At 62.9% G+C, this 20,918-nt stretch carries 14 protein-coding genes; 2 read left to right on the forward strand and 12 right to left on the reverse strand.

Translation table 11 applies throughout. The features are described 5' to 3' along the window. Positions 1 to 28: 28 nt before the first annotated feature. Positions 29 to 3,859 carry a transcription-repair coupling factor gene (mfd, locus tag PZH32_RS10135; protein WP_275207982.1) on the reverse strand — a complete coding sequence of 1,277 codons (3,831 nt, stop codon included), beginning with the start codon at positions 3,857 to 3,859 and terminating at the stop codon, positions 29 to 31. Between the two features lie 403 nt (positions 3,860 to 4,262). Here mfd and nth point away from each other — a divergent pair, with 403 nt between their 5' ends. Then, on the forward strand, positions 4,263 to 4,925 hold the full coding sequence (nth, locus tag PZH32_RS10140) for an endonuclease III (RefSeq protein ID WP_275207983.1): 663 nt from the start codon (positions 4,263 to 4,265) through the stop codon (positions 4,923 to 4,925). 248 nt (positions 4,926 to 5,173) lie between these two features. On the opposite strand, the gene PZH32_RS10145 is transcribed toward nth, so the two are convergent. From PZH32_RS10145 to PZH32_RS10175, 7 genes are all read right to left on the reverse strand, one after another. Continuing rightward, positions 5,174 to 5,683, reverse strand: a complete 510-nt coding sequence (locus tag PZH32_RS10145) for a hydrogenase maturation protease (RefSeq protein WP_275207984.1) — start codon at positions 5,681 to 5,683, stop codon at positions 5,174 to 5,176. Further along, positions 5,683 to 6,123 (reverse strand): viscotoxin-A3, encoded by a 441-nt coding sequence (locus tag PZH32_RS10150; RefSeq protein WP_275207985.1) that lies wholly within the window; start codon positions 6,121 to 6,123, stop codon positions 5,683 to 5,685. Before PZH32_RS10150 ends, PZH32_RS10145 begins: the two co-directional genes overlap by 1 nt. A 168-nt stretch (positions 6,124 to 6,291) precedes the next feature. Next, positions 6,292 to 8,475, reverse strand: a complete 2,184-nt coding sequence (locus tag PZH32_RS10155; RefSeq protein ID WP_275208229.1) for a YhgE/Pip domain-containing protein — start codon at positions 8,473 to 8,475, stop codon at positions 6,292 to 6,294. Position 8,476: 1 nt separating this feature from the next. After that, complete coding sequence (locus PZH32_RS10160; protein ID WP_275207986.1) at positions 8,477 to 11,089, reverse strand: YhgE/Pip domain-containing protein; 2,613 nt, start codon at positions 11,087 to 11,089, stop codon at positions 8,477 to 8,479. Between the two features lie 250 nt (positions 11,090 to 11,339). Further along, positions 11,340 to 12,026, reverse strand: a complete 687-nt coding sequence (locus tag PZH32_RS10165; RefSeq protein WP_275207987.1) for a cytochrome b/b6 domain-containing protein — start codon at positions 12,024 to 12,026, stop codon at positions 11,340 to 11,342. A gap of 1 nt (position 12,027) precedes the next feature. Continuing rightward, positions 12,028 to 13,701: a nickel-dependent hydrogenase large subunit gene (locus tag PZH32_RS10170; RefSeq protein ID WP_275207988.1), complete on the reverse strand. Its 1,674-nt coding sequence runs from the start codon at positions 13,699 to 13,701 to the stop codon at positions 12,028 to 12,030. A 16-nt stretch (positions 13,702 to 13,717) separates the two neighbouring features. Beyond that, positions 13,718 to 14,995: a hydrogenase small subunit gene (locus PZH32_RS10175; protein WP_275207989.1), complete on the reverse strand. Its 1,278-nt coding sequence runs from the start codon at positions 14,993 to 14,995 to the stop codon at positions 13,718 to 13,720. A gap of 279 nt (positions 14,996 to 15,274) precedes the next feature. Here PZH32_RS10175 and pheA point away from each other — a divergent pair, with 279 nt between their 5' ends. Further along, positions 15,275 to 16,123, forward strand: a complete 849-nt coding sequence (gene pheA, locus PZH32_RS10180) for a prephenate dehydratase (RefSeq protein ID WP_275207991.1) — start codon at positions 15,275 to 15,277, stop codon at positions 16,121 to 16,123. A 671-nt stretch (positions 16,124 to 16,794) separates the two neighbouring features. Here the strand turns inward: pheA and PZH32_RS10185 are convergent. The 4 genes from PZH32_RS10185 to PZH32_RS10200 all read right to left on the reverse strand — a co-directional run bounded on the left by PZH32_RS10185 (position 16,795) and on the right by PZH32_RS10200 (position 20,819). Further along, positions 16,795 to 17,364 (reverse strand): manganese efflux pump MntP family protein, encoded by a 570-nt coding sequence (locus PZH32_RS10185; protein WP_275207993.1) that lies wholly within the window; start codon positions 17,362 to 17,364, stop codon positions 16,795 to 16,797. A 190-nt stretch (positions 17,365 to 17,554) separates the two neighbouring features. Continuing rightward, positions 17,555 to 18,445, reverse strand: coding sequence for an adenine glycosylase (locus PZH32_RS10190; RefSeq protein ID WP_275207995.1), 891 nt, complete (start codon positions 18,443 to 18,445; stop codon positions 17,555 to 17,557). Then, the gene (locus PZH32_RS10195) at positions 18,442 to 19,833 is read right to left on the reverse strand and encodes a ribonucleotide reductase subunit alpha (protein WP_275207997.1); all 1,392 of its coding nucleotides are present in this window, start codon (positions 19,831 to 19,833) and stop codon (positions 18,442 to 18,444) included. Before PZH32_RS10195 ends, PZH32_RS10190 begins: the two co-directional genes overlap by 4 nt. Positions 19,834 to 19,907: 74 nt before the next feature. Next, positions 19,908 to 20,819: an HAD family hydrolase gene (locus PZH32_RS10200; protein ID WP_275208230.1), complete on the reverse strand. Its 912-nt coding sequence runs from the start codon at positions 20,817 to 20,819 to the stop codon at positions 19,908 to 19,910. Between the last annotated feature and the right edge of the window lie 99 nt (positions 20,820 to 20,918).

Raw genomic sequence — 20,918 nt, forward strand, 5'->3', positions numbered from 1 at the left:
AACGGCATCATGCCCAAGGGCGCCGGCGCTACTCTTCCTTGCGCTTCGCCGCACGGGCAGCGCGCTTTGCGGCCAGGCGCTCGCGAGCAGCCTCGCCCTTGGCCTGGTTGCGAGCTCGACGCTCGCTGCGGGCCGTGGGACGACCGGAAGGCTGCGTACCGTGCGACGTAGCCCCGGCACCCGCAGGCCCCACGGCCGACCGAGAGCCAGCGGTGTCGGTAGCACCTCGGGCAGAGGACGTCGACAACTGGCCCGCTGAAGCCTTCTCACCCGCAGACGCCCCAACGTCGGTTTTCCCCTCCACCTCGGCAAAGGGCACCGACTCGTCCTCGTCCTTCTCGCCGAACATCTCCTCCAGGAAGCGGGCGATGGGCGGCATCAGGTTGTCGCGCTCCTCGTCCGTGAAATAACGTAGCGGCAGCGTGAGCTTGCGCTTGTCCGTATTGTAGCGGGCGCCGGCGCGACGCAGCGGCTTCATCTTGTCCTGGGGAATGTCGATGGGATCCACCACCAAGTTGCCGGCCACCACCGAGATCACCTTGACGTTGTGCTCGTTGGCGAAGGCTTTGAGCCACGCCCGCTCGAACAAGTTGGCCGCCGCATCGGGCATATCGGGCGCCTTCTCCAGCAGCTCTTCCCGCAGCGCCTCCACATCGTCCACCGTGGGCGCGCTGGCCAACTTGCGGTACCACAGCACCCGCGTATCGGCGTCGGGAATATACTCCTCGGGCAGGTAGGCATGACCCGGCACGTTCACGGTAATGTCCGACAGCGCCGGCGGCAAGTCACCCGTGGCCTCGCCCTTCTCGCGGGTGTCGTTCACGGCCTGGGACAGCATTTGGGCGAACAGGTCGAAGCCCACGGCCGACATGTTGCCCGACTGCTCGGCACCCAGCATGCTGCCAGCGCCGCGAATCTCCAGGTCGCGCATGGCAATGCGCATGCCGCTGCCCAAGTCCTGATACTCGTTGATGGCAGTCAGACGCGCCGCGGCCTCATCGGTCAAGGGCACGTTCTCGGGAAACATGAAGTAGGCGTAAGCTTGGGTGGAGGAACGGCCCACGCGACCCTTCAGCTGGTACATCTGGGCCAGACCCAAGCGCTGGGAGTCCTCGATGATGAGCGTGTTGGTATGCGGGTTGTCGATGCCGCTCTCGATAATGGTAGTGGCCACCAGCACGTCCAGTTCGCCGGCGGCAAACTCCTCCATCACGCGCTCCAGCTCCTCCTTAGTCATCTGACCGTGGGCCACACCCACCCGCGCCTCGCCGGCGGCGGCATGGACGCGGTCCACAGCCTCGTCGATGGAGCGCACGCGGTTGCTCACGTAGTACACCTGCCCCCCGCGAGCCAGCTCCAGGCGAATGGCCGCGCTCACCACATCGGGGTCCCACTCCCCCACGTGCACTTCCACAGGGCGCCGCTCATCGGGCGGCGTGAGGATAAGGCTCATATCGCGCACGCCGGACAGCGACATCTGCATGGTGCGCGGAATGGGCGTGGCCGACAGCGTCAGCACGTCGATGGACTCGCGCAAGTTCTTCAGCTGCTCCTTGTGCTGCACGCCGAAGCGCTGCTCCTCGTCAATGATGACCAGGCCCAGGTCGTGCGGGTTCACATCGCGCGACAGCAAACGGTGGGTGCCCACCAGCACCTGCACCTCACCTTTGGCGAAGCCCTCCAGAGCCGCTTTCTGTTGCTCGGGCGTACGGAAACGAGAAAGCACCTCCACTGAAACGCCGAAGGGGGCAAAGCGGTCCTTGAACGAGGTGTAGTGCTGCTGGGCCAGAATGGTGGTGGGGCACAGCACCATGACCTGCTTGCCGTCCTGAGTGGCCTTGAAGGCCGCGCGCAGAGCCACCTCGGTTTTGCCGAAGCCCACGTCGCCGCAGATGAGCCGGTCCATGGGGCGCGGTCCTTCCATGTCGGCCTTCACGTCGGCGATGGCCGCCAGCTGGTCCCGCGTCTCCTGGTACGGGAAGGCCTCCTCCATCTCGCGCTGCCAGGGGGTATCGGGGCTGAAGCGGAAGCCCTGGGTGGCGGCGCGGCGGGCGTACACGTCCACCAAGTCGAAGGCCAGCTTCTTTGTGGCCTTGCGCGCCTTGTTCAAAGCCCGGGCCCAGTCGCTCGTGTTCAAGCGCGTGAGCCGCGGACTGCCGCCCTCGGGACCCACATAGCGAGTCACGCGGTCCAGCTGCTCCACGGGTACGAACAGCTTGTCACCCTCGGCGTATTCCAGCTGCAGGTAATCGCGCTCGGTGCCGTCCACTTCGCGGCGCACCAAATCGCGGAAGAAAGCAATGCCGTGGGCCGCATGGACCACATAATCGCCGGGCTTGAAGGGGAAGGTCACTTCGGTGGCATCCACCCGCGCTCGGCGCTTGCGGCTGGCAGCCCGCGCTCCCTGGGTGTCGGCGGCGCTGATAAGGGCCAAGTGAGCCTTCGGGATAATCATGCCCAAGGGGATGTCGTTATCGACGATGTTGACCACACTGCGCCGCAACCGCCGCTTGGCCTGGCCCGGAGTGTCGGGAACTATCGCAGACTGATCCGCACCGTCCTCTTCGTCGTCAATGGCCGACGCTCCTTCGGGCTGCAGCACCTGAATGGGAATGCCTCGATCCACCAAAGCATGGCGCATGTTCTCCCGCGCGCGATAATTCGGCGCGCTGAACACCACGGTATAGTGGTCCTCGGTAAGGCTCTTCATCTTTCCGAAGATCTTATCGGGCACGCCGGCCACATCCACGCGCTTCACCGGCAGCTCGTCGTCGATCTCACCGCCCACGCGCATGATGGACACATAGGTGGCCCGCTCCTCGCCGCCGAAATCCATTACCGTAGGCGTGGCGTAGAGTCCCTCCAGGGCAATGTTCGTGCCCCGCGCCCGCTCGGCCAAATCCTCCGCGGCATGGGCCGCATCGTCAAAGAGGCTGCGCGGCTCGATGAGCGCGCACAGCGTCCCAGCACCCGCATAGGCGCCCAGGGTCACCGGGGTTTTATACAGGTACGGAAGAATAACGTCGGCGCCTTCAAAGCGCAGGCCGCCCTCCAGCTTCTCCAACACATCGCGCAGAGCCGGGTTCGTGAGCGCCGGCTTCTCCAACGCCTTGCGCGCCGCCAAAAGCGAACGGTTCGAGCAGTTGAACTCGGTAACGGGATAGATGTCCACCTGGGGCAGCGACGAGATGGTCTGTCCCGTAGCGGGCACAATACGGCGAATCTCGTCCAGCTCGTCGCCGAAGAAGTCCAGGCGCACCGGGAAGGTCAAGTTGCCCGGGAACACGTCGAGGGTGCCGCCGCGCACCGCGAAGGTGCCGGGGCCGTCCAGCTCGCCAGTGTTCGCATAGCCCATGGCCTCCAGCAAGCGCGGCAGGTCGTCGAGCTCGGCCAGGCCTTCGCGGCCCATGTCCTCAAGCTCGGTTTCCGCCGTGAGCACCAGCGGGCGCGCCACCTGGGCATCCGTCGGCGGCAGCAGGCGCAGCAGCGCGCGAGCACTGGCCACTACCACTACCTCGCGCCCCGATTGCAGCGCCCAGGCCGCCTCCACGCGCTGCGAGATAACCCGCGCATCAGGCACCTTGGGCGCAAAGGGCACATCGGTGCGCTCGGGGAAGCGAAGCACGCGCTCCTCCCCCACATAGGCCGCCACGTTGCGCGCAAAGGCCACGGCGGCATCTTCGCCGGCCACCACCACCAACGTGGCCTGGGGCTTATGGGCAAACCGGGCCGCCACCAGGAAGGGCCGCGCCGAGGCGGCCACGGCCAAGGTGGCGTCCTGCCCCTCGTCCAGCTTCCCCCAGAAGGTGTCGAGGCAGCCGGATTTCTCCAAGGTGAAAGTCAGCGAATCAATGAGCATGGCGTATCCTTCGGCCGTTCAGTCCACATGCGAAAAGCCGCCCCATGGGCGGCATGCGCTGCGCATAGTGTACCGCATCAGCCGCGCCGCTGCCTCCCGTGGCCGCCCAGCGGTAACGAAGCAGTAAAGCGAGCAAGGCGCATCCAAGCGCCTACGCGGCTCGCAGAAGCCCACCAACGATTCGTTTGCCGCACTCAGCGCTTCGAGGGAATGCCAAAGCCCATCAGCTTGCCCTCTGCCGGAGAGGGCGTTCGCGCGATGACCCGGCCAGCGCTTCATGGATATTCGCCAGTAGTTCGTTGGCGGCGTTCCACCTATTCGCTGCTTCGTTTAAGATCGAGAAAACCCTGCGGCCGCGCTGCGATTGGGGCGCGGCCGCCTCACGTGACTTGAAGGAGCTGCTATGGCCCGGGAATCCCTTGCTTCGAAGCGCGAGCGCGCTGCCGCCATCGAGGAGCGCATGTTCGACCACTATGGGCCCGGCAAGGCGTCGCTGGACTATCGCACACCCTTCGAGCTAACTGTGGCCGTGGTGCTATCGGCCCAGTGCACCGACGCCGCCGTGAACAAAGTGACGCCGCATCTGTTCGAGGCCTTCCCCACCCCGGCCGACCTGGCCGCCGCCTCCCCCGAGGCCGTCTCGGAGATCATCCACTCCCTGGGCTTCTTCCGCTCCAAGGCGAAGAACCTGGTGGCTCTGGCCCAAACCGTGGTGGCCGAGTTCGGCGGCGACGTGCCCGCCGACGTCGACCTGCTGCAGAAACTGCCCGGCGTGGGCCGCAAGACGGCGAACTGCGTCATGTGCGAGGCCTTCAAAGACCCCCAGGGAATCGCCGTCGACACGCATGTCTACCGCATCGCCCACCGCCTGAAACTGGCCGGTCCCTCGGCCGACACGCCCCAGAAGGTGGAGGACATCCTGTTGAAGGTGTATCCCCGCGACCAATGGCTCTACATCAACCACCAGTGGGTTCACTTCGGCCGCGAGTTCTGCCGAGCCCGCAACCCCCGCTGCGCCGACTGCATCGTAGGAGACCTCTGCCCCACCCGCGGCCAGTGGGCCTAACGCACCGAGTGGTGCAGCCCTACAGTAATTAGTTGAGTAGCGCGCCCTGGCGGGAGTCGCCTCCGCCGACCTCTGAGCGCCCGACGGAGAACGCGGCCGTTAAGAAATAGCTTCCACTTCGCCAGCACCAGTTCGGGGATGGTACCGACTTATGGGCATCATCTTCGCTATTTCTGTTGCCGCGTTCGGATGAGGATCAAGCGCTCAGCGGGCGGCGGAGGCGACTCCCGCCAGGGCGCGCGGACAGCCTAGGAAATCTTCTTCTCCAGCACAAACCCGCGACGATACAGCTCCGCCACTACCGTCTCTACTAGCAAAGGGAGCGCCTCGGCGCATTCGGGTGTGAGTCCCACGGCGAACTCCGAGGGCGAAGGGTTTCCCACCTGCATCCCCAGGCAGTAGCCCTCGGCCTCGAAGCCCATGAGGCTGGCGGCATCGAACAAATCCACCAGCTTCAAATCATGCAGCGAGGCCTCGGGGCCGGAGTGGCGCGCCATGGCATCGGGCTCGAAACGGTATACCGTGCCGGGCGCATCGCCCGTACCATCCACCGCATCCACGGTAAGCACCACGTCGTAGTCGTCCACGTAGGGCAGCATATCAAGGGACATGCAGCCCACATCGAAGAGCTGCACGTTGTCGGGAATAAGGTAGTCGGCCATCAGGCGATCATAGACCGCCGGTCCCACGCCGTCATCGAGCATGAGCCGATTGCCCACGCAGAACACCACGGCGCGACGCTGACCCGCATCCGTCATTAGGCCTCAACCTCCATGAAGGGGCGAATCTCCAGGTTGTAGTAGCTGGCCAGCACCACCACGATAACAGCCACCACAAAGGACGCCACGGCCCAAATGCGCTGGCGTCGCAGATAGTCGGCACGGCTCTGCCCCATGGCCTCAGCCCTATGAGCCGCGAAAGGCTGGGACACAATGGCAAACACCAACGTGCCCCCCACCAGCGCTACCGTCATGAGCACCGCCAAAACCACATTGAGCACGGTGGGCTCCACCGTAGCCGCGTAAATAACGTTGTCCACAAACAGCCACGCCACAAAGAACAGGAACGCCGCCCACATGCCATGGGCAGGCCCCCACACCGGCGCCAAGAACAGCGCCCCCAGGTTCACCCGGGGAAGCCCCTTCAGGAACTTCTCCTCCTGGGCAATTTGCTCATCGGTCAAAGGACTTTCAGCCATGGCATGCTCCTTCATTTGCCGGCAACGACCGCGCCGTTGCCATCGACCGCGCCTACGGCAAGGCAGTCGATGCTCTTGTATCGAGCCCACTTTACCGAACGCACGCCGCTAAAACCCGCCGCAACCCGTCATTGATCGGCGAAGATACGCAGAGAGCCCTTCACTCCCCTAGCCAACCAGCTTGGAAGATTCCACCTGCTCCACGTACCAGTTCATGAACTTCGCCAAGGGTTTGCGCAGCACTAGGCCGAGCAGGGCCGCCGGCACCAGGAACAAAGCCAGCTCACCCATCTGCATCCAGTAGTCGTTACCGTAGGTGCCCATCATGGCCGATCGCATGGCATTCACCACGTGGGTGGCGGGCAACCAGGGGCTGAGCGCCTGTACGAACGGAGGCAGCAATTGCAGCGGGAACGAACCGCCGCAGCCCGTCACCTGAATGATGAGCAGCAAAACCGCAATGGCCTTACCCAGGTTGGCGAAGGAGAACACCAAGGCGTAGATAAGGAAGGTAAACACCAGGCCTGCGAACCAAAAAACTCCCATGAACAGCCAGGGATGCGCCACCTGCACCTGGAGGAAGAACATGTTGCCAAGGCCCATGAGGGTGGTCTGGGCCAGCGAGATAAGCGCCATGGCGCCGAAGCGGCCCAAGAACAGCTGACGGGGCTTCACGTTAACCAAACCCGCCTCATCGATCTCCCGCTGCGATACCGTGGGCTTGACCACGACCAGGATAAGCAGCGCGCCGATGAACAGGGCCAGCGTCGTGTAAAGCGGTGCCATGGCCGAGCCAAAATTTTCTACCGGGAACACCGCAATGCGCTCAAGGCCCACCGGTGCCGACAGGGCCTTCGACATGACGGCCACATCAGCACTGAGCACGTCCTTCAAGGCATCGCGATCGCCCGAGGCCAGAGCCTTGTCGATATCGTCGGCCATGCTGGTCAGGTTGTCAGAGATTCCCTGTAGCTTATCGGCGGCGTTTTTCACCTTGTCGGCCGTACCACCCATAGCCGTGGCTGCCGAATCCGCCGTGGAGGAAAGCGAGTTGCTGGCCTCCTTGAGCGTTCCCTGGATGTCCTTCACTTTGTCCGACAGCGTGGAGGCCTTCGCCACCAGCGCATCCAGGGAGGGTTTCACGTTTTCCTCGAAGTCGCTCTTGACGCCCTGCACCGCCGCTTTGGCCTCTTCGGCCCGTTGCTGCGCCGCGTCGCGATCCTCCTTGATGGCCGCATCGCCCTTCTCCAGCTTGTCCGCCGCCGAGCGCAGATTCCTTGCAATGGCGTCGCTCAAGTCGGCCAGATCGTTAATGCGCTTCACCAAGGCCGTGGCACTCGGCTTCACGTCAGCGGGAAGCGAGCCGGCAAGCGTCTCCAAGCTGCTGGCCAGCTGCCGATAGCGGTCGGATTGGCTCTCCACCACCTTAGCCTGGGCTCGCAGATCCTTCACCGTGGCGGCCACATCCTCGGAGGCCGTGTCGAACAGGGCGTCCACCTTTTCAGACACGGTACCGAACCCGGCGGCGCTTTTCTCCAGCGCCGCGGACAGGCCCTCAGTAGAGCTTTCGATATTGGCCATGGCCGGCGGCAACTCTTCGGCGCCCTCGGCTGCCGCTCCCAGAGTGGCGTCGGCGGCCGTCATAGCCTTGCCGGCCAGCTTGCCCGAGTCGGCGGCCAAGTCCTCGCAGGCCTGAGCTAGCGTACTGTAGAGCCCCAGCACCTTGGCTGCATCCTCCACCGAGGTAGCCATGGTGCGCACGTGATCAGCCAGTTGACCGATGCGGCCGTCCCAGTCGTCTGATTCCGCATAGGACGAGAAGGCCTCGGCCAAACCAAGCGACACTTCGCTCAGAGTTTCAGCGAAAACGGCATTGACCTGATAGGACACTGAATCGGCCCCCTGGTCGGTGATCTTCGGCGCAATGGCGCTTTTCTTCTCGTTGGCGTAGTAGATGATGTCGGCGTGCTCCATGTCGGCCGAGTAGAACGTGAGCATGTCGCGGCTGAAATCCTTCGGAATGACTACGGCCGCATAGTAGCGCCCCGATTTCGCGCCGTCGATGGCGTCGTCCTCGTCGGTAAAGGTCCAGTCGATTTGATCGTTAGCGCGCAGAGCCGACACCACCTGCTCGCCTACATTGATTTTCAGGGGCACCAGATCACTCTTGTAGCCCTCGTCGGTGTTGGCCACGGCCACGGTCAAGTTGCCGGTGTTGTCGAACACGTTCCAGCAGGCAATGATGTTGTACCAGGCGAAAATTGAGGGCATGACCACCAACCCAATGACGATAATGAGGCTCATCACGTTGGCGAACAGGCGCTTCACGTCGTTGCGGAAAAGACGGACCATATTACCCACGATGATCCTCCTCTCCCGTCGGGCTGCCTTTCATGGCCGCCTTGGTAGTGGACACCTCGGCATGCTTCATAGTGGTGCGGGCATCGTAGATTTCCAGCAGCGTCTCTTCGGGAATATCCTCCAGACGACGCTGCCGTTCGAAGCTGTAGCGCATGCTTTCCACCACGACTAAAGCCACGAAGATGACGACGAGCCAGAGCAGCGTGAAGGTAAGGATCCACACCTTTTCCGTGGGGGTAAGGGCAAACACCAACACGATGGCCACGGGCACAGCCACACCCAGAATGAGCGCCGCGCGCATAATGCGCGGATACCAGCGAGTGAAGCGCTCGTAACGGCGATTGAGCTCGACCCGATAGGCCTGCTTGTCCGTGAGCACGTTGAGTATCTGGGAGATGCGGTAGGGCCGCACGGGAATCTGCACATCCTCGCCGTTGAAGATACCGCCCTCCCGCACCTGGCGGGCCACCATGAGATTGACGTTCGCCATAAGCGGACGCACCAGCAAGCCGAAGGCCAGCCCCACAACAAGGAACAGCGCTAGCACCATCAAATCGGAGACGAACTGGGTGCCATAGAAGCCGCAGATAGCCTCGCGCATGGATCCAATGCCGTAGGTGAAGGGGAAGAACGGATAGATAGCCTGGAAGAAAGGCGAGGTCATTTCGATGGGATAGAGCCCGGTGGCGCCGGGGATTTGCGCGAAAACGAGCACGATGCAGATGCCCTTGCCAATGTGCTGCAGAGTCACCGACAGCGAGTAGATGATGGAAAGGTAGGCAAGCGAGGCCAGCGCCGCCGCCGCGAAAAGCGCCGGCGGATTGGCCGCCTCGACGCCAAGGACGAGAACTCCGGTACAGCAGATAACGGCCTGCATCACGGCCATAACGGCCAAAAAGAGGAAGCGTCCCCAGTAGCGCTGGCCCAACGTCAAGTTGGGAATGCCCTCGCTGTCCACCTCCTGGCGCATAACCACCAGAAGCATGAAAGCGCCGATCCAGAAGGTTAGGTTCATGAATAGCGGCGCCATGGCGCTGCCGTAGGCGTTAAGGGGGTACAGCTGCTCGGTGACCACCTCGGTAGGCGATGCCATAAAGCTGGCTATTTTCTGCGGGTCGAGACCGCCCTCGTCGATGAGCTTGGCCAAAGCCCCCGACTCGCCGAACGCCGTCACGTCGGCCTGCACGGTTTTGAGCTCCTTCTCCAGGGAGGCGAAGAGCCCGTCGGTCTCTCCCACGGTATGGGCCGCCGTATCGAGGGCGTGGTCGAGCTGATCAAGCACGGCATAGGTTTGATCGATGACCAAGCTTTGGCTGTCAAGGGAATGCTGCAGCCCATCGGCGCTGCGCGCTAACGCATCGAGAGCCTCGTTAACCGCTGGCACCGTGCTGCCGAACAGCACCGTGGCGTAATCGTTGGCACCGCCCGTGGCCTGCTGCACGGCGCTGTTCACCGCCGCCGTGGCCTCGGAGAGGGCCTGGGAGGCAGCCAGCGTGCGGGTATTGAGCCCCTTCAGGGAATCAAGGGTTTCCTGGGCCGTGGCTGTGCGATCGTCGATGGTGGCCGCCGCCTCCTCGAGGCTCTTGCGGACGGCGCTATCGGCGGGGAGCTTTCCTGCCAGCTCTCGCAGCGACGACGCCATGGCCTTGCCTTCGTCGATGGTGGTCTGCCCCTGAATAAGGGCTGCCTGAATAGCACCTTGGGCCTGCCCCGTGGTGCTGGCCAAAGACGCCGCGGCCTCATCGGCCTTGGAAGCAGCCGTCGTAGCAGCCTCAAGACTGGTTTGCACGGCGGGCAGAGCCGCTGCCGAGAACTCGGTGAGCTTTGTCTGCAAGGCAGAGCTTTGCGAAGCCACTGAGCCCAGGCCCTCCTGGACCGAGGAAAGCTTCTCCTCGGCGCTCTTCAGAGCCCCTCGAGCGTCCTTCGCCTTCTGCTTTGCCGCACCGGTGGCCTTGTCCACCTTCTCTAACGAGGTGCGCACCTCGCCCATGGTATCGAGGGCATTCGCAATCTTCTGCGCGGCCTTCGAGCGGGTGGCGCGGGCACTCTCCTCGGTGCCGTCGATAGTGTCATCGATGGCCTTCACGGCCACATCGGCCACCGTGGACACAAAGGTGGAGTTGATGGTCTCGTCCAGCGTGCTGGCCCCGGTATCGGTAATCTTGGGCGCTACGGGGCCCGATTTCTCGTTGACGTAGTATTGCAGCTTGGGCTGGGTGAAATCGCCCGTGGTAATGGTGAGCAGATCGGCCGTGAAATCCTCGGGGATGACAAAGGCCGCGTAGGCGCGCCCCGACTGCAGCTCGTCCATGGCCGTGTCGTAGTCCATGAACGTCCAATCAAGCTGCTTGTTCTCATGGAGCTGGTCTACAATGCGGTCGCCTACGTTCAGGGTGCCCGTCAGGTCCGACGAGCCTCCTTGGTCCTGGTTGACCACGCACACGTGCAGGTTTCCCGTGTTCTCGTAGGGGTTCCAGAAACCCACCACGTTGTACCAGGTGTACACCGAGGGAAGAATGAGCAGGGCAAGATACACCACCAGTGCGGGCGGCGTCTTCAGCAAGCGCAGAATGTCGCGTTTCAGAATGCGCAGGACATTGAGCACGGAGCGGACCTCTTAGTTCGTAACAAGCCAATATTGCAGCTTCAACCCGTTTTCCAAGAATGAAAACACCCCTCAGAGAGACAACCGTATCGAAGCTTAAAGGTCATGATACCGCAACCAGCAAACCCGCCAATCCCCTGTTAACGAACCGTGCCATTACGTCAACGAAAAAGCGGCGCCCCCTTTCGGAGTCGCCGCTTTGGTTGCTCAGGCGTGTATCCCTCTGATAATCAGACGGGAAGGCCGAGGCTTAGTGAACGTCGCGATCCTCGCCAACGATGTTGTGCAGATCGGGATCGTACACCAGGCCGCCATGCTCCTTGTGAGCGAACATGAGCTTGGTGGGCTCGAAGCCCTCCACGTTGGCCAGGTACACATGGATGAACATGAAGCAGATGAACACGTACATCATGAAGTAGTGGATGATGCGCATGGACATCAAGCCGCCCACCAGGTTGGTGGTAGCCAGGAAGCACGGCACGTTCATGGTCACGCCCCACAGGCACAGGCCCGTCCAGAACATGATCAGAATCAAGATGGGAATGAGCAGGTAGGAAATCTTCTGCGGCACGCCCAGCTTGGCACCCAGGGGATGCTCCTTCTTCAGGAACAGATAGTAGGTGATCCAAGCGCCGGCCTGATGACGGTTGTCCTTCTGGGGCAGCCAGGTCTTGAAGTCGGTAACCTGCTGACGGGTACCGCCCGTGGGGGCCGACTTCACGAAGAAGGCCATGACCACGCGGACCACGCAGTTGATGAACAGCACAAAACCGAAGAAGATGTGGCAGCCGCGGGCAATGCCCATGAGGAACGGCAGGAACGGGAAGTGGATCAGGAAGCCCGACAGGATAAGCACCACCATGGCGATGAGGTTGATCCAGTGGGTGATCACGAACGGAAGCGGATGAGCCTCCTTGTAGTGTGCGAGATGAGCCATCTTACTTCACCCCCCAAGGGCTGGTGACGGTCTCGAAGCTCTTACCGGTGCCACGCTCGGTGACATGCACGGCGCAAGCGGTGCAGGGGTCGAAGCTGTGGACCGTACGCAGGGCGTTGATGGGCTTCTCGATGTCGGCCACCGGGATGCCGATCAGGGCCTGCTCCAGCGGGCCATGGACGCCCTCGGCGTTCATGGGAGCCAGGTTCCACGTCGACGGGATGATGATCTGGTAGCCCTCGATCTTGCCGTCCACCACCTTCTCGGAGTGGTAGAGAGCGCCACGGGGGGCCTCCCAGAAGCCGGTGCCCTCGCCGGTCGTGCGCTCGGGCTCGCGGAAGTACTCGGAGTCGCCGCCCTTGATGGCCTCGGCCAGCTCGGTGACCCACTCGACCATAAGATCGGCCACGTACATGGTCTCCACCTGGCGGATGGCCGTACGGCCCAGGGTGGACTGGAAGGCGGACAAGTCGCCCGGCTGTGCGCCGAGAATACCCAGCACCGCATCCACGTTCTCCTTGATGAAGGGAACGCCGCGCACATAGGCGGCGAAGATACGGGCCATGGAACCGGCCTCCATGGGCTTGCCGTCGTAAGCGGGGCACTTGACCCAGCTGTAGCGGTCGTCCACGTTGTAGTCGGTGTAGTCGGCATCGGTGATGAAGTACGGCGAGGTGTAGGTCTCGTCGCCCTTGTACCAGGAGTGACCCATGTACTCGGTGATGAGGTGCTCCTCCACGTCGGACACGCCGAACTGCTCGTCGAGCACGCCCATGGGCAGGTAACGGTTCTTCATCTGCTCGATGTAGTTGTCGCCGTAGGGCCAGCCGTTGCCCTCGAACACGCCCCAGGCAATGTAGCGGCCGCAGCCCTTGCCCCAGGTGAGGGCGTCGGCATAGGGGCCGGCCAGAGCGACGGTGTCGGCCAACACCGTGTCGTTGACCCAGTCGCGCACCTCGGTGGCCATGGCCAGCAGGTCGTCCAGCTTGGACTCGGTGGGCACCCACATGTTGCCGCCGGGGATGGAGGTCATGATGTGGGGCATCTTGCCGCCCAGCAGAGCGGACATCTGGGAGGCGCGGGCCTGCATCTTCAGGGCCTCCAGGTAATGGGAGGTCAGGATGAGGTCGAGCTCGGGGGTGAGCTTGTAAGCCTCGCCATTGTCGGCGTCGAACCAGTTGCCCGAGAAGATGGACAGCTGGCCGTTGGCCGCGAAAGCCGCCAGCTTGTCATAGAGCTGGTAGAGGTCGGAGTGCAGGGCCAGGTTGTTCTCCTGGGCCACCGCGTAGGCCTCGGCCACGTTGGCGTTCAGGGCGTTCAGCGGGTTGACATAGTCCAGAGCCGCCAGGTTGTACAGCCACAGGATGTTGCTGTGCAGGAACTGCGCACCCTCCAGCAGGTTGCGGATGATGCGAGCATTGTTGGAAATGGTGATGCCGTAGGCCTTGTCGCCGGCGATGGACGAAGCGTGGGCGTGAGAAATGGGGCACACGCCGCAGATACGCTCGACGATCTGGGCGGCATCCTCGGGGGTACGGCCCTGGACCACCAGCTCCATGCCGCGGAAGCAGCCGCCGGAGACCCAAGCGTCAGCTACGACGCCGTTGTCCACCTCCATCTCCACACGAAGATGACCCTCGATACGGGTAATGGGATCAATAACAGAACGTGTCAAGTCAGCTCACCTCCCTCTAGTTCTTCTTGCGGGGATCGGCGTTCTTGTGAACGAGATCCTCGGACTCGACGGGACCGCCCTTGACCGGGTCGGCGTAGGTGCCGATCTCCTGCTCAGGATGCTTGGAGTCCCACTTGCGGATCTTCTCGAAGGGCGCGCCGCCATCCATGCGGCCGGAGATCTTCATACCGAAGCCGTGCACTACGAGGCAGGCAGCCAGAAGGCCGGTCACTGCCACGGCAATGGTGGTGGGCTGGAACTCGAAGTCGCCGATGCGCAGGTTGCGCATACGCTTGTAGAAGGGGGTGTTCACTTCCACCCAGTTGTCGCCCGGATCGCTCGGCTTGGCCTCGCAGCAGCCGATGCAGGGAGCACCGGACTGGACGCACCAGCTGCGGCGGTCGTTCCACAGGGTGACGCCGCACTGGGAGCGGGTCTGGGGGCCCTTGCAGCCCAGGGGATACAGGCAGTAGCCCATTTCCTCTTCCTTCGAGCCGAACTCGTAGACGAATTCGCCGTTCTCGAAGTGACCGCGACGCTCGCAGTTGTCATGGACGGTCTGGGTGAACAGGTCGCCCGGCATATTGAACTCGTTCAAACGGTTCAGCAGCAGGTCCATGTCCTTCAGGACCACGACGTCCACCAGCACCGACATGACCCACTCGGGGTTCACCGGGCAGCCGGGGACGTTGACGACCGGCGTGGTCACGCCGACCTTCTCCAGGTACTGCTGCACGCCCAGGGCCTGAGCCGGATTGGGATGAGCAGCCATCCAGCCGCCGTTGACGGCGCAGGAGCCAATGGCCACAACAGCATTGGCGCTCTCAGCGGCCTCGACCAGAGCAGTGATGCCCGTCTCGCCAGCCACGCGCAGGGCGTTGCCGTCGAAGGCCTCAAGCACGGCACCCTCGTAAATAAGGATGTAGTTGCCCGCAGCGATAGTCTGGGCCTTAGCTTCCTCCACGGAATGGCCGGCAGCGGCAGACAGGGTCTCCGAGTAGTTCAGGGAGATCAAGTCGAGCACCACCGATGCAACGTCCGGGGTCTCCACCTGAGCGAAAGACTCCGTGCAACCGGTGCAGGAAGCACCCTCGATCCAGATGACCGGATACAGGTTGCCCGACGTCGCGCCGATAACAGACTCCTCAAGCGCTTGCGCCACGCGCGGCACGGCCAGCTGGGACAGGCCAGCGGCAGCGGCAATGCCGGCGCACAGCTTCATGAAGCTGCGGCGGGACACGCCACGCGAAGACAAGATGCTGTCGAACTCTGACATCGTTGCCTGATTTTCCATGCGTACACCTCCTCATAGGTGTTCTCGTCTCTCTTACATGCAGGAATCAGATTAGCCTCACCTTCGCCACAACCCGTTCATAAAGCGTACAAAAATGCGAAATACTTCCCCCAACGGTTCGAAAATGTTACGCGCTTATAGGCTGGTAACAAGGCTGTCGCCTGCGCCGATACACGCTGGCGGTCGCTTACGGGTCAAACTCCTGATTTCGCGGGGAGTGTCCTGGAAAAGCGGTATTATGGATGGCTATCAACAGCCCCGACGCAAGGAATACGCACCATGAGCTTCGACAACGCCATCGCCTTTCTTGGCCCCAAGGGAACCTACTGCAACGAGGCGGCCCTGCGCTTTGCCGCCCGTCTGGGCATTGCCGAGCCCGAGCTCATCGAGTGCACCTCCTTCGATGAGGTATTCGACTGCGTCGACGAGGGCGTGGCCCGCTTCGGCGTTGTCGGCAAGGAGAACTCCCTGGAAGGCCCCGTTACAGCCACCTTGGACAACTTCGCCTTCCGCACCGACGCCGTCATTCTGGCCGAAGAGGTCATCGACGTGGACCACTGCCTGGTGGCCCACCCCACGGCTACCCTGGAAACCATCGAGCGCGTGGCCTCGCATCCCCAGGGCCTGGCCCAGTGCCGCCGCTTCCTGCGCACCTCGCTGCCCGACACCCCTACCCTGGCGGTATCATCCACGGCTGAGAGCGCCCGCATGGCTGCCAGCGACCCCGCCGTGGCCGGCATCTCCAACCGCCTGGCTGCCGAAGTGCATGGCGCCCAGATCCTTGTGCCGTCCATCCAGGACAACCCCGAGAACCAGACGGCCTTCGCCTTGGTAGGACGCATGGCCGACGAGAACCTGCTCACGGGCACGCGCTACAAGACCTCCCTGGCCCTGTTCCTGCGCGCCGACAAACCCGGCGCCCTGCAGATGATCCTGTCCGAGTTCACCTACGCCGGCATCAACCTGACCATGCTGCAGTCGCGTCCTACGAAAAAGCAGCTGGGCGACTACATGTTCTTCGTCGAGTTGGGAGGCTCCATCCACGACATCGACGTGCAGACGGCCCTGGAATGCCTACGCCTCAAACTGCGCGAAGTCAAAGTCCTGGGAAGCTACCCCATCGAGTAAGCGAACCACGAGCTGCGCAACCTGCGCCGCACCCGCCCCTCGGTCTCCGGCGTTGCCCGCGCTTTCTCGGCTTCTCGGGTTGCGCAACCTGCGCCGCACCCTCTTGCTCGGCCTTAGGCCTCGCGCGCGGTTGCTGGGTAGTTCCGGGTTGCTCCACCTGGCCGCGGACGGCCCCGCTGCCCCACTCCGGGCACGCGCCGCTCCGCTGCTCGCTTCGCTCGTGCGCTGCGCTCCTTCATGCTTTTATTTGGCGGCCTTTGGCCGCTTTTTTCTTTTGGTGTTCAGACGGTGCCCTGCGGGGGCGGCGGGGCCGTCCGCTGCTCACTCTGGGTCGATGCAGAAAGGCAGCTTTGCACCCGATCCAACCCCAAGACACCATGATTTAATCCTAAGCTGTAGGCTAGGTTCCAAGAAGGAGCAGTCTGGTTCCCCAACCTCTCTAACAGAAATCTTCTGACCTGGGGTTTTACGAAGCAGGGGAACCGAACCCGTGCATTTTGACGGCCCGAAGGGTACCAAAGCAGCCTCTTCTGGAACCTAGCTGAACCCATTCGCTGAGTCAGCCACCCCTCCTCCAAGGCCCACACCACCCTTGGCGCTGTAGCGGGCGACCCCAATGAACCAGGGACAACCACGAGCGAGCCGAAAGGCGAGCAAGCGGGAGCCGTCCCCTACCCCAGGACTCCTAAATGCTCCAGCAGGATCTTCAGGCCGATGAGGATGAGCACGATACCGCCGGCGATGGTTGCCGGCTTTTCGAAGCGGGATCCGAAGGCGTTCCCGACTACAACGCCCACCAGCGATAGCACGAAAGTGGTCACGCCGATGATGGCAATAGCGGCCAGGATATTCACGCCCAAGAAGGCGAAGGTGATGCCCACGGCCAGGGCGTCGATGGATGTGGCCACGGCAAGCAGGGTCAGCTCGCGAAGGTCCAGGCGCGTCTTGCACACCACCTCTTCGTCTTCCTCGTGAAACGCATCCCAGAGCATCTTGGCGCCGATAAAGGCCAGAAGGCCGAAAGCGATCCAGTGGTCGATGGCCGTAATATAACTGGAGAAAAGCGAGCCAACCGCCCAGCCGATGAGCGGCATGAGCGCCTGAAAGCCCCCGAAGAACAGGGCGATGACCACGGCCTGTCCCCAGCGCACCTTCGGCATGCACAGGCCCTTGCACACGGCTACCGCGAAGGCATCCATGGACAGCCCCACGCCCATCAGCACCAACTCGACAAATCCCACGCTCGTCTTCCTTTCGGCATAAAAAAACGTCGGCCTGCGCCGACGCTCAATCAGTGCAGCCTTGACCGCACCGCACGTCTTGTCATTTCATACCGTGCCAGCCGAAACGGCAGCGTGTTGACACGGTAGCGCAGCACGCTGCGCCGACTACTCCCCTGCGGGTTCCCCTATGCTAGCACAGCAGCATAAGCTAGGGAACCAGAACGTCATCGACTCGATGAAAGAACCCCTCGGCTACCAGATCGTCGACAATGGAGGAAAAGAGCGCCTCGTCCACCTCTTCCCGCCCTGCCTCGAGCTCCGCCTGACCCAAGTCAGTACGCACCCGTGCTGCCTCCACTCCTTCTGGGGCCGCCAGTACGCGGCGCACAATCCAGGCGCGCTTCTGCCGACGCGAACCCTCGAAGGTGGACTGACGGCTATGGGAGGCACTGCGACGAGAAGGATTGGGCACCGTGGCCTTCAAGTGCGCACCGTAATCGAGCAGCCCGTAATACCAACGCCGTGGATCGGCTGCCGCCACCGGGTGATAAGCCGCTGCCCTTACCAGAGGCTCGAGCACGCGGTCGCTTACCTTGTCCTCATAGGGAAACAACTCGTGAAGAAACACCGTGCGCACGTTGGTTTCCAAATAGAGACCGGGCTTTTGGTAGGCGAAGGCCATCACGCCGGCAGCGGTGGCCGGCCCGATGCCGGGCAGCGCCACAAGCTCCTCGTACGTATTCGGCAGCTTGCCGCCACGCTCGGCGGCGCAGTGGTCTGCCGTGCGCTTGAGAGCAAGGGCGCGGCGATTGTAGCCGAGCCCCTGCCAGCGCTCGAGCACATCGGCCACTGCGGCGGAGGCCAGAGCGTCCACCGTGGGGAAATCCTCCAAGAACCGACGCCAGAAGCGCTCCACGCGCGCCACTTGGGTTTGCTGGAGCATGATTTCGGACACAAGCACCGCATAGGGGTCGTCGATGCCGCGCCAGGGCAAATCGCGATAGAGCGGCGCCGACACCGCCAGCATGGCTTCTACGAACTCATCGAGGCTGCGTTGGGTATCGGGCCACAATGCCTCCCCGGGTGTGCGCGGGCTCACGAAAGCAGATCTTCCAGATTGTCGAGACCGGCGGCGAAATCAGACACTACCACGCGCTCCAGCTCGGCGTACTCGGCGGACTCGAGCGGCTGGTAGGCCGCCAGCTTGTCGAAGAGGTTCTGGCGGGTAACCGGCTGATAGCGGCGCGCCACCAGGCCCTGCTTGTACGCTTCCTCAACAGCCTCGCGCGCCGCCATGTAGATGTCGTAGCGAGGCATATTCGCCGTAAGGCGCACCAACTCGTCGCGGTTGAGCGAGCGCAACGACGGATGAGAACGGGCAATGTCCATCCAGACGTCCGTACGCTCGGCCACCGAGGGCAGCTCGATGTCGATGCAGGACACCGGGTTGAGCAGATCGAGGAAGAACGGATCCACGTCATCGATAGAGGTGGCCGAAGCCAGCACATAGACCTCGGGGTTTTCCACGGCCTGACGAATAAGGTTGACGGCCTCGCGAGCGCCTCGCGACATGGAGGCCATGATGAGCCCGTTGATGTCGTCGGCCATTTCCGCCAAGGGAGAGCCCCACAAATCCAAATCTTCCAGCACCAGCACGCCGCCGCCCTCAAAGCCACGGCGCACGGCGTTCAGCTTGTCGGCGTCCTCGGCCTGGGCACTGACGCACAGCACCGACATGCCCTGGAAGGTTTCCTCCATGCGCATGCGCACGGCCGGCAGCCCCAGCTCGCCCACCGTGGCCAACATGAAGCGACCGGCATCTTCGCGCGCCGGCGAGCAGAACAGCAGGCTGTCGATGACCGGCATGGCATCCAGGCCATGGCGAGCATTGAGCAGCGAGACGAAATCATCGAAGTCGGGGTTGCCGGCCATGCCGATACCCAACGCGCGCATGCGCTCGATAACGGTCTCGTAGCCGGAAACGGTATCGTAGGTGATGATGTCGATGGGGTGCACATCGGGCTGCCCAGCTTCGGCCGAAGGGGCCGGAGGTGTGGGCGGCATCAGAGCCAAGGGCGGTCCCATGGCCATCATGTCCTGGGTGAAAGCCGCCGACATTTCCTCGATGTCGTCACGAGACACCCCGAACTCCTCCAGACGGTCGAGGGCCAGCCCCTGCAGCTGCTCGGCACAGGCCGTTACCTCATCGTTGGACAGATAGGGCTCCAGGCGCTCGAAGATGTACTCGGCCAAGGCACGCTCTTTCGTGGAGCAGGCCACGCGCCATGCCTGCTTGAGACCCAGGATGGCATCTTCCGAAGGAGACTCGGCCCCTTCCACCGCTTCTTCAAAGGCGGCCAGGTACAAATGAAGGCCCAGGCGCGCGTCGCCCGCCTCGCAGGCGGCCGTGGCTCGATTCAGGTAATCCCGCGCCGCTGCGGCGCCGTCATCGCACGGGGGCACATTGGCATCCATATTCTCTAACATAGCTGGTACCTCTCAAACGCTGCAAGCGGGCGCCATGGCCCGCGAATCGTGTATCCGCGCCATTATATCGAACATTAGTCCGCTTGGATAGAGCCGTTCTCGCTTTTTCCGCGCTCTTCCGATGCTTCCCCGTCGCCCGCGTCGCAGCCCCAGTCCAGAATCTCGTAGCCCTCGGCGTTGGCCGTGCGCGTCAGGGGGCGATCGGGCGTTACCGCGCAGGCATGGCGCGCCTCGCCCAGCATGGCGCGATCGGAGTGATGATCGCCGTAGGCGTAGGCCAGCTCCCATTGGCCCTCGCCGAACAACTCGTCGCAGAACGTGCTCAGCACCTCCACCTTTTGCGGACCCTCGATGGGAAGCCCTTCCACCTGGTTGGTGTAGGTGCCGTTGGGCGCCACCTTCATGCGCGTTGCCACGGCGTACTGGATGGGTCGCCGCACCATGGCCGCCGCAATGATGGGCTCAAAGCTGGCCGAAACGATGACCACCGCATGGCCGGCCGCCTCATGGCGCTCCATAGCCTCTTGGGCCGCAGGACGAAAACGCTCGTCGATATAAGCGTTATAGAACTCGGCCAAAAAACGATTGACCTCAGCCACCGGCCGTCCTGCGAAGGCGCGAAACACCAAGCCGCGCACCCAGCTCTCGTTCTGAGGAAGGCGCGCCTTGTAGCAGCCGGCCCACAGAAGAATACGCAGCACCACCGAAGGGGCCAGCATGCGCTTCTTCGCCAGATAGCGCACCAAGAGCACCGGAGAGTTGCCGCGGATGCACGTGCCGTCGAAATCGAAAGCTGCCACCTGCACTTTGCCCTCCGCCGAACGCACCAGGTTTTCGCCCATGAGACGGTCGGCGCCCAGGCCCTCGGGGGCTACACGGCATATGCCCTGAGGCAAATAGGCATCGGCGCCGCAGCACTCCTGGGCGTCGGGACCCTTTCCCTGGCCCTCGGGTATAAGCACGTAGGAATTTTGCGCTACGGGCATGATCACGGACAGACCCTTCCGGTCGACGATAGTGTCAGATTCCATTGTACGCAGGCAACCGCGCCAGAGCGGGAGCGTCGATACAATCTCCAAATAGCG

The sequence above is a fragment of the Adlercreutzia equolifaciens genome (assembly GCF_029076695.1).
Lineage (GTDB): Bacteria > Actinomycetota > Coriobacteriia > Coriobacteriales > Eggerthellaceae > Adlercreutzia > Adlercreutzia equolifaciens_A.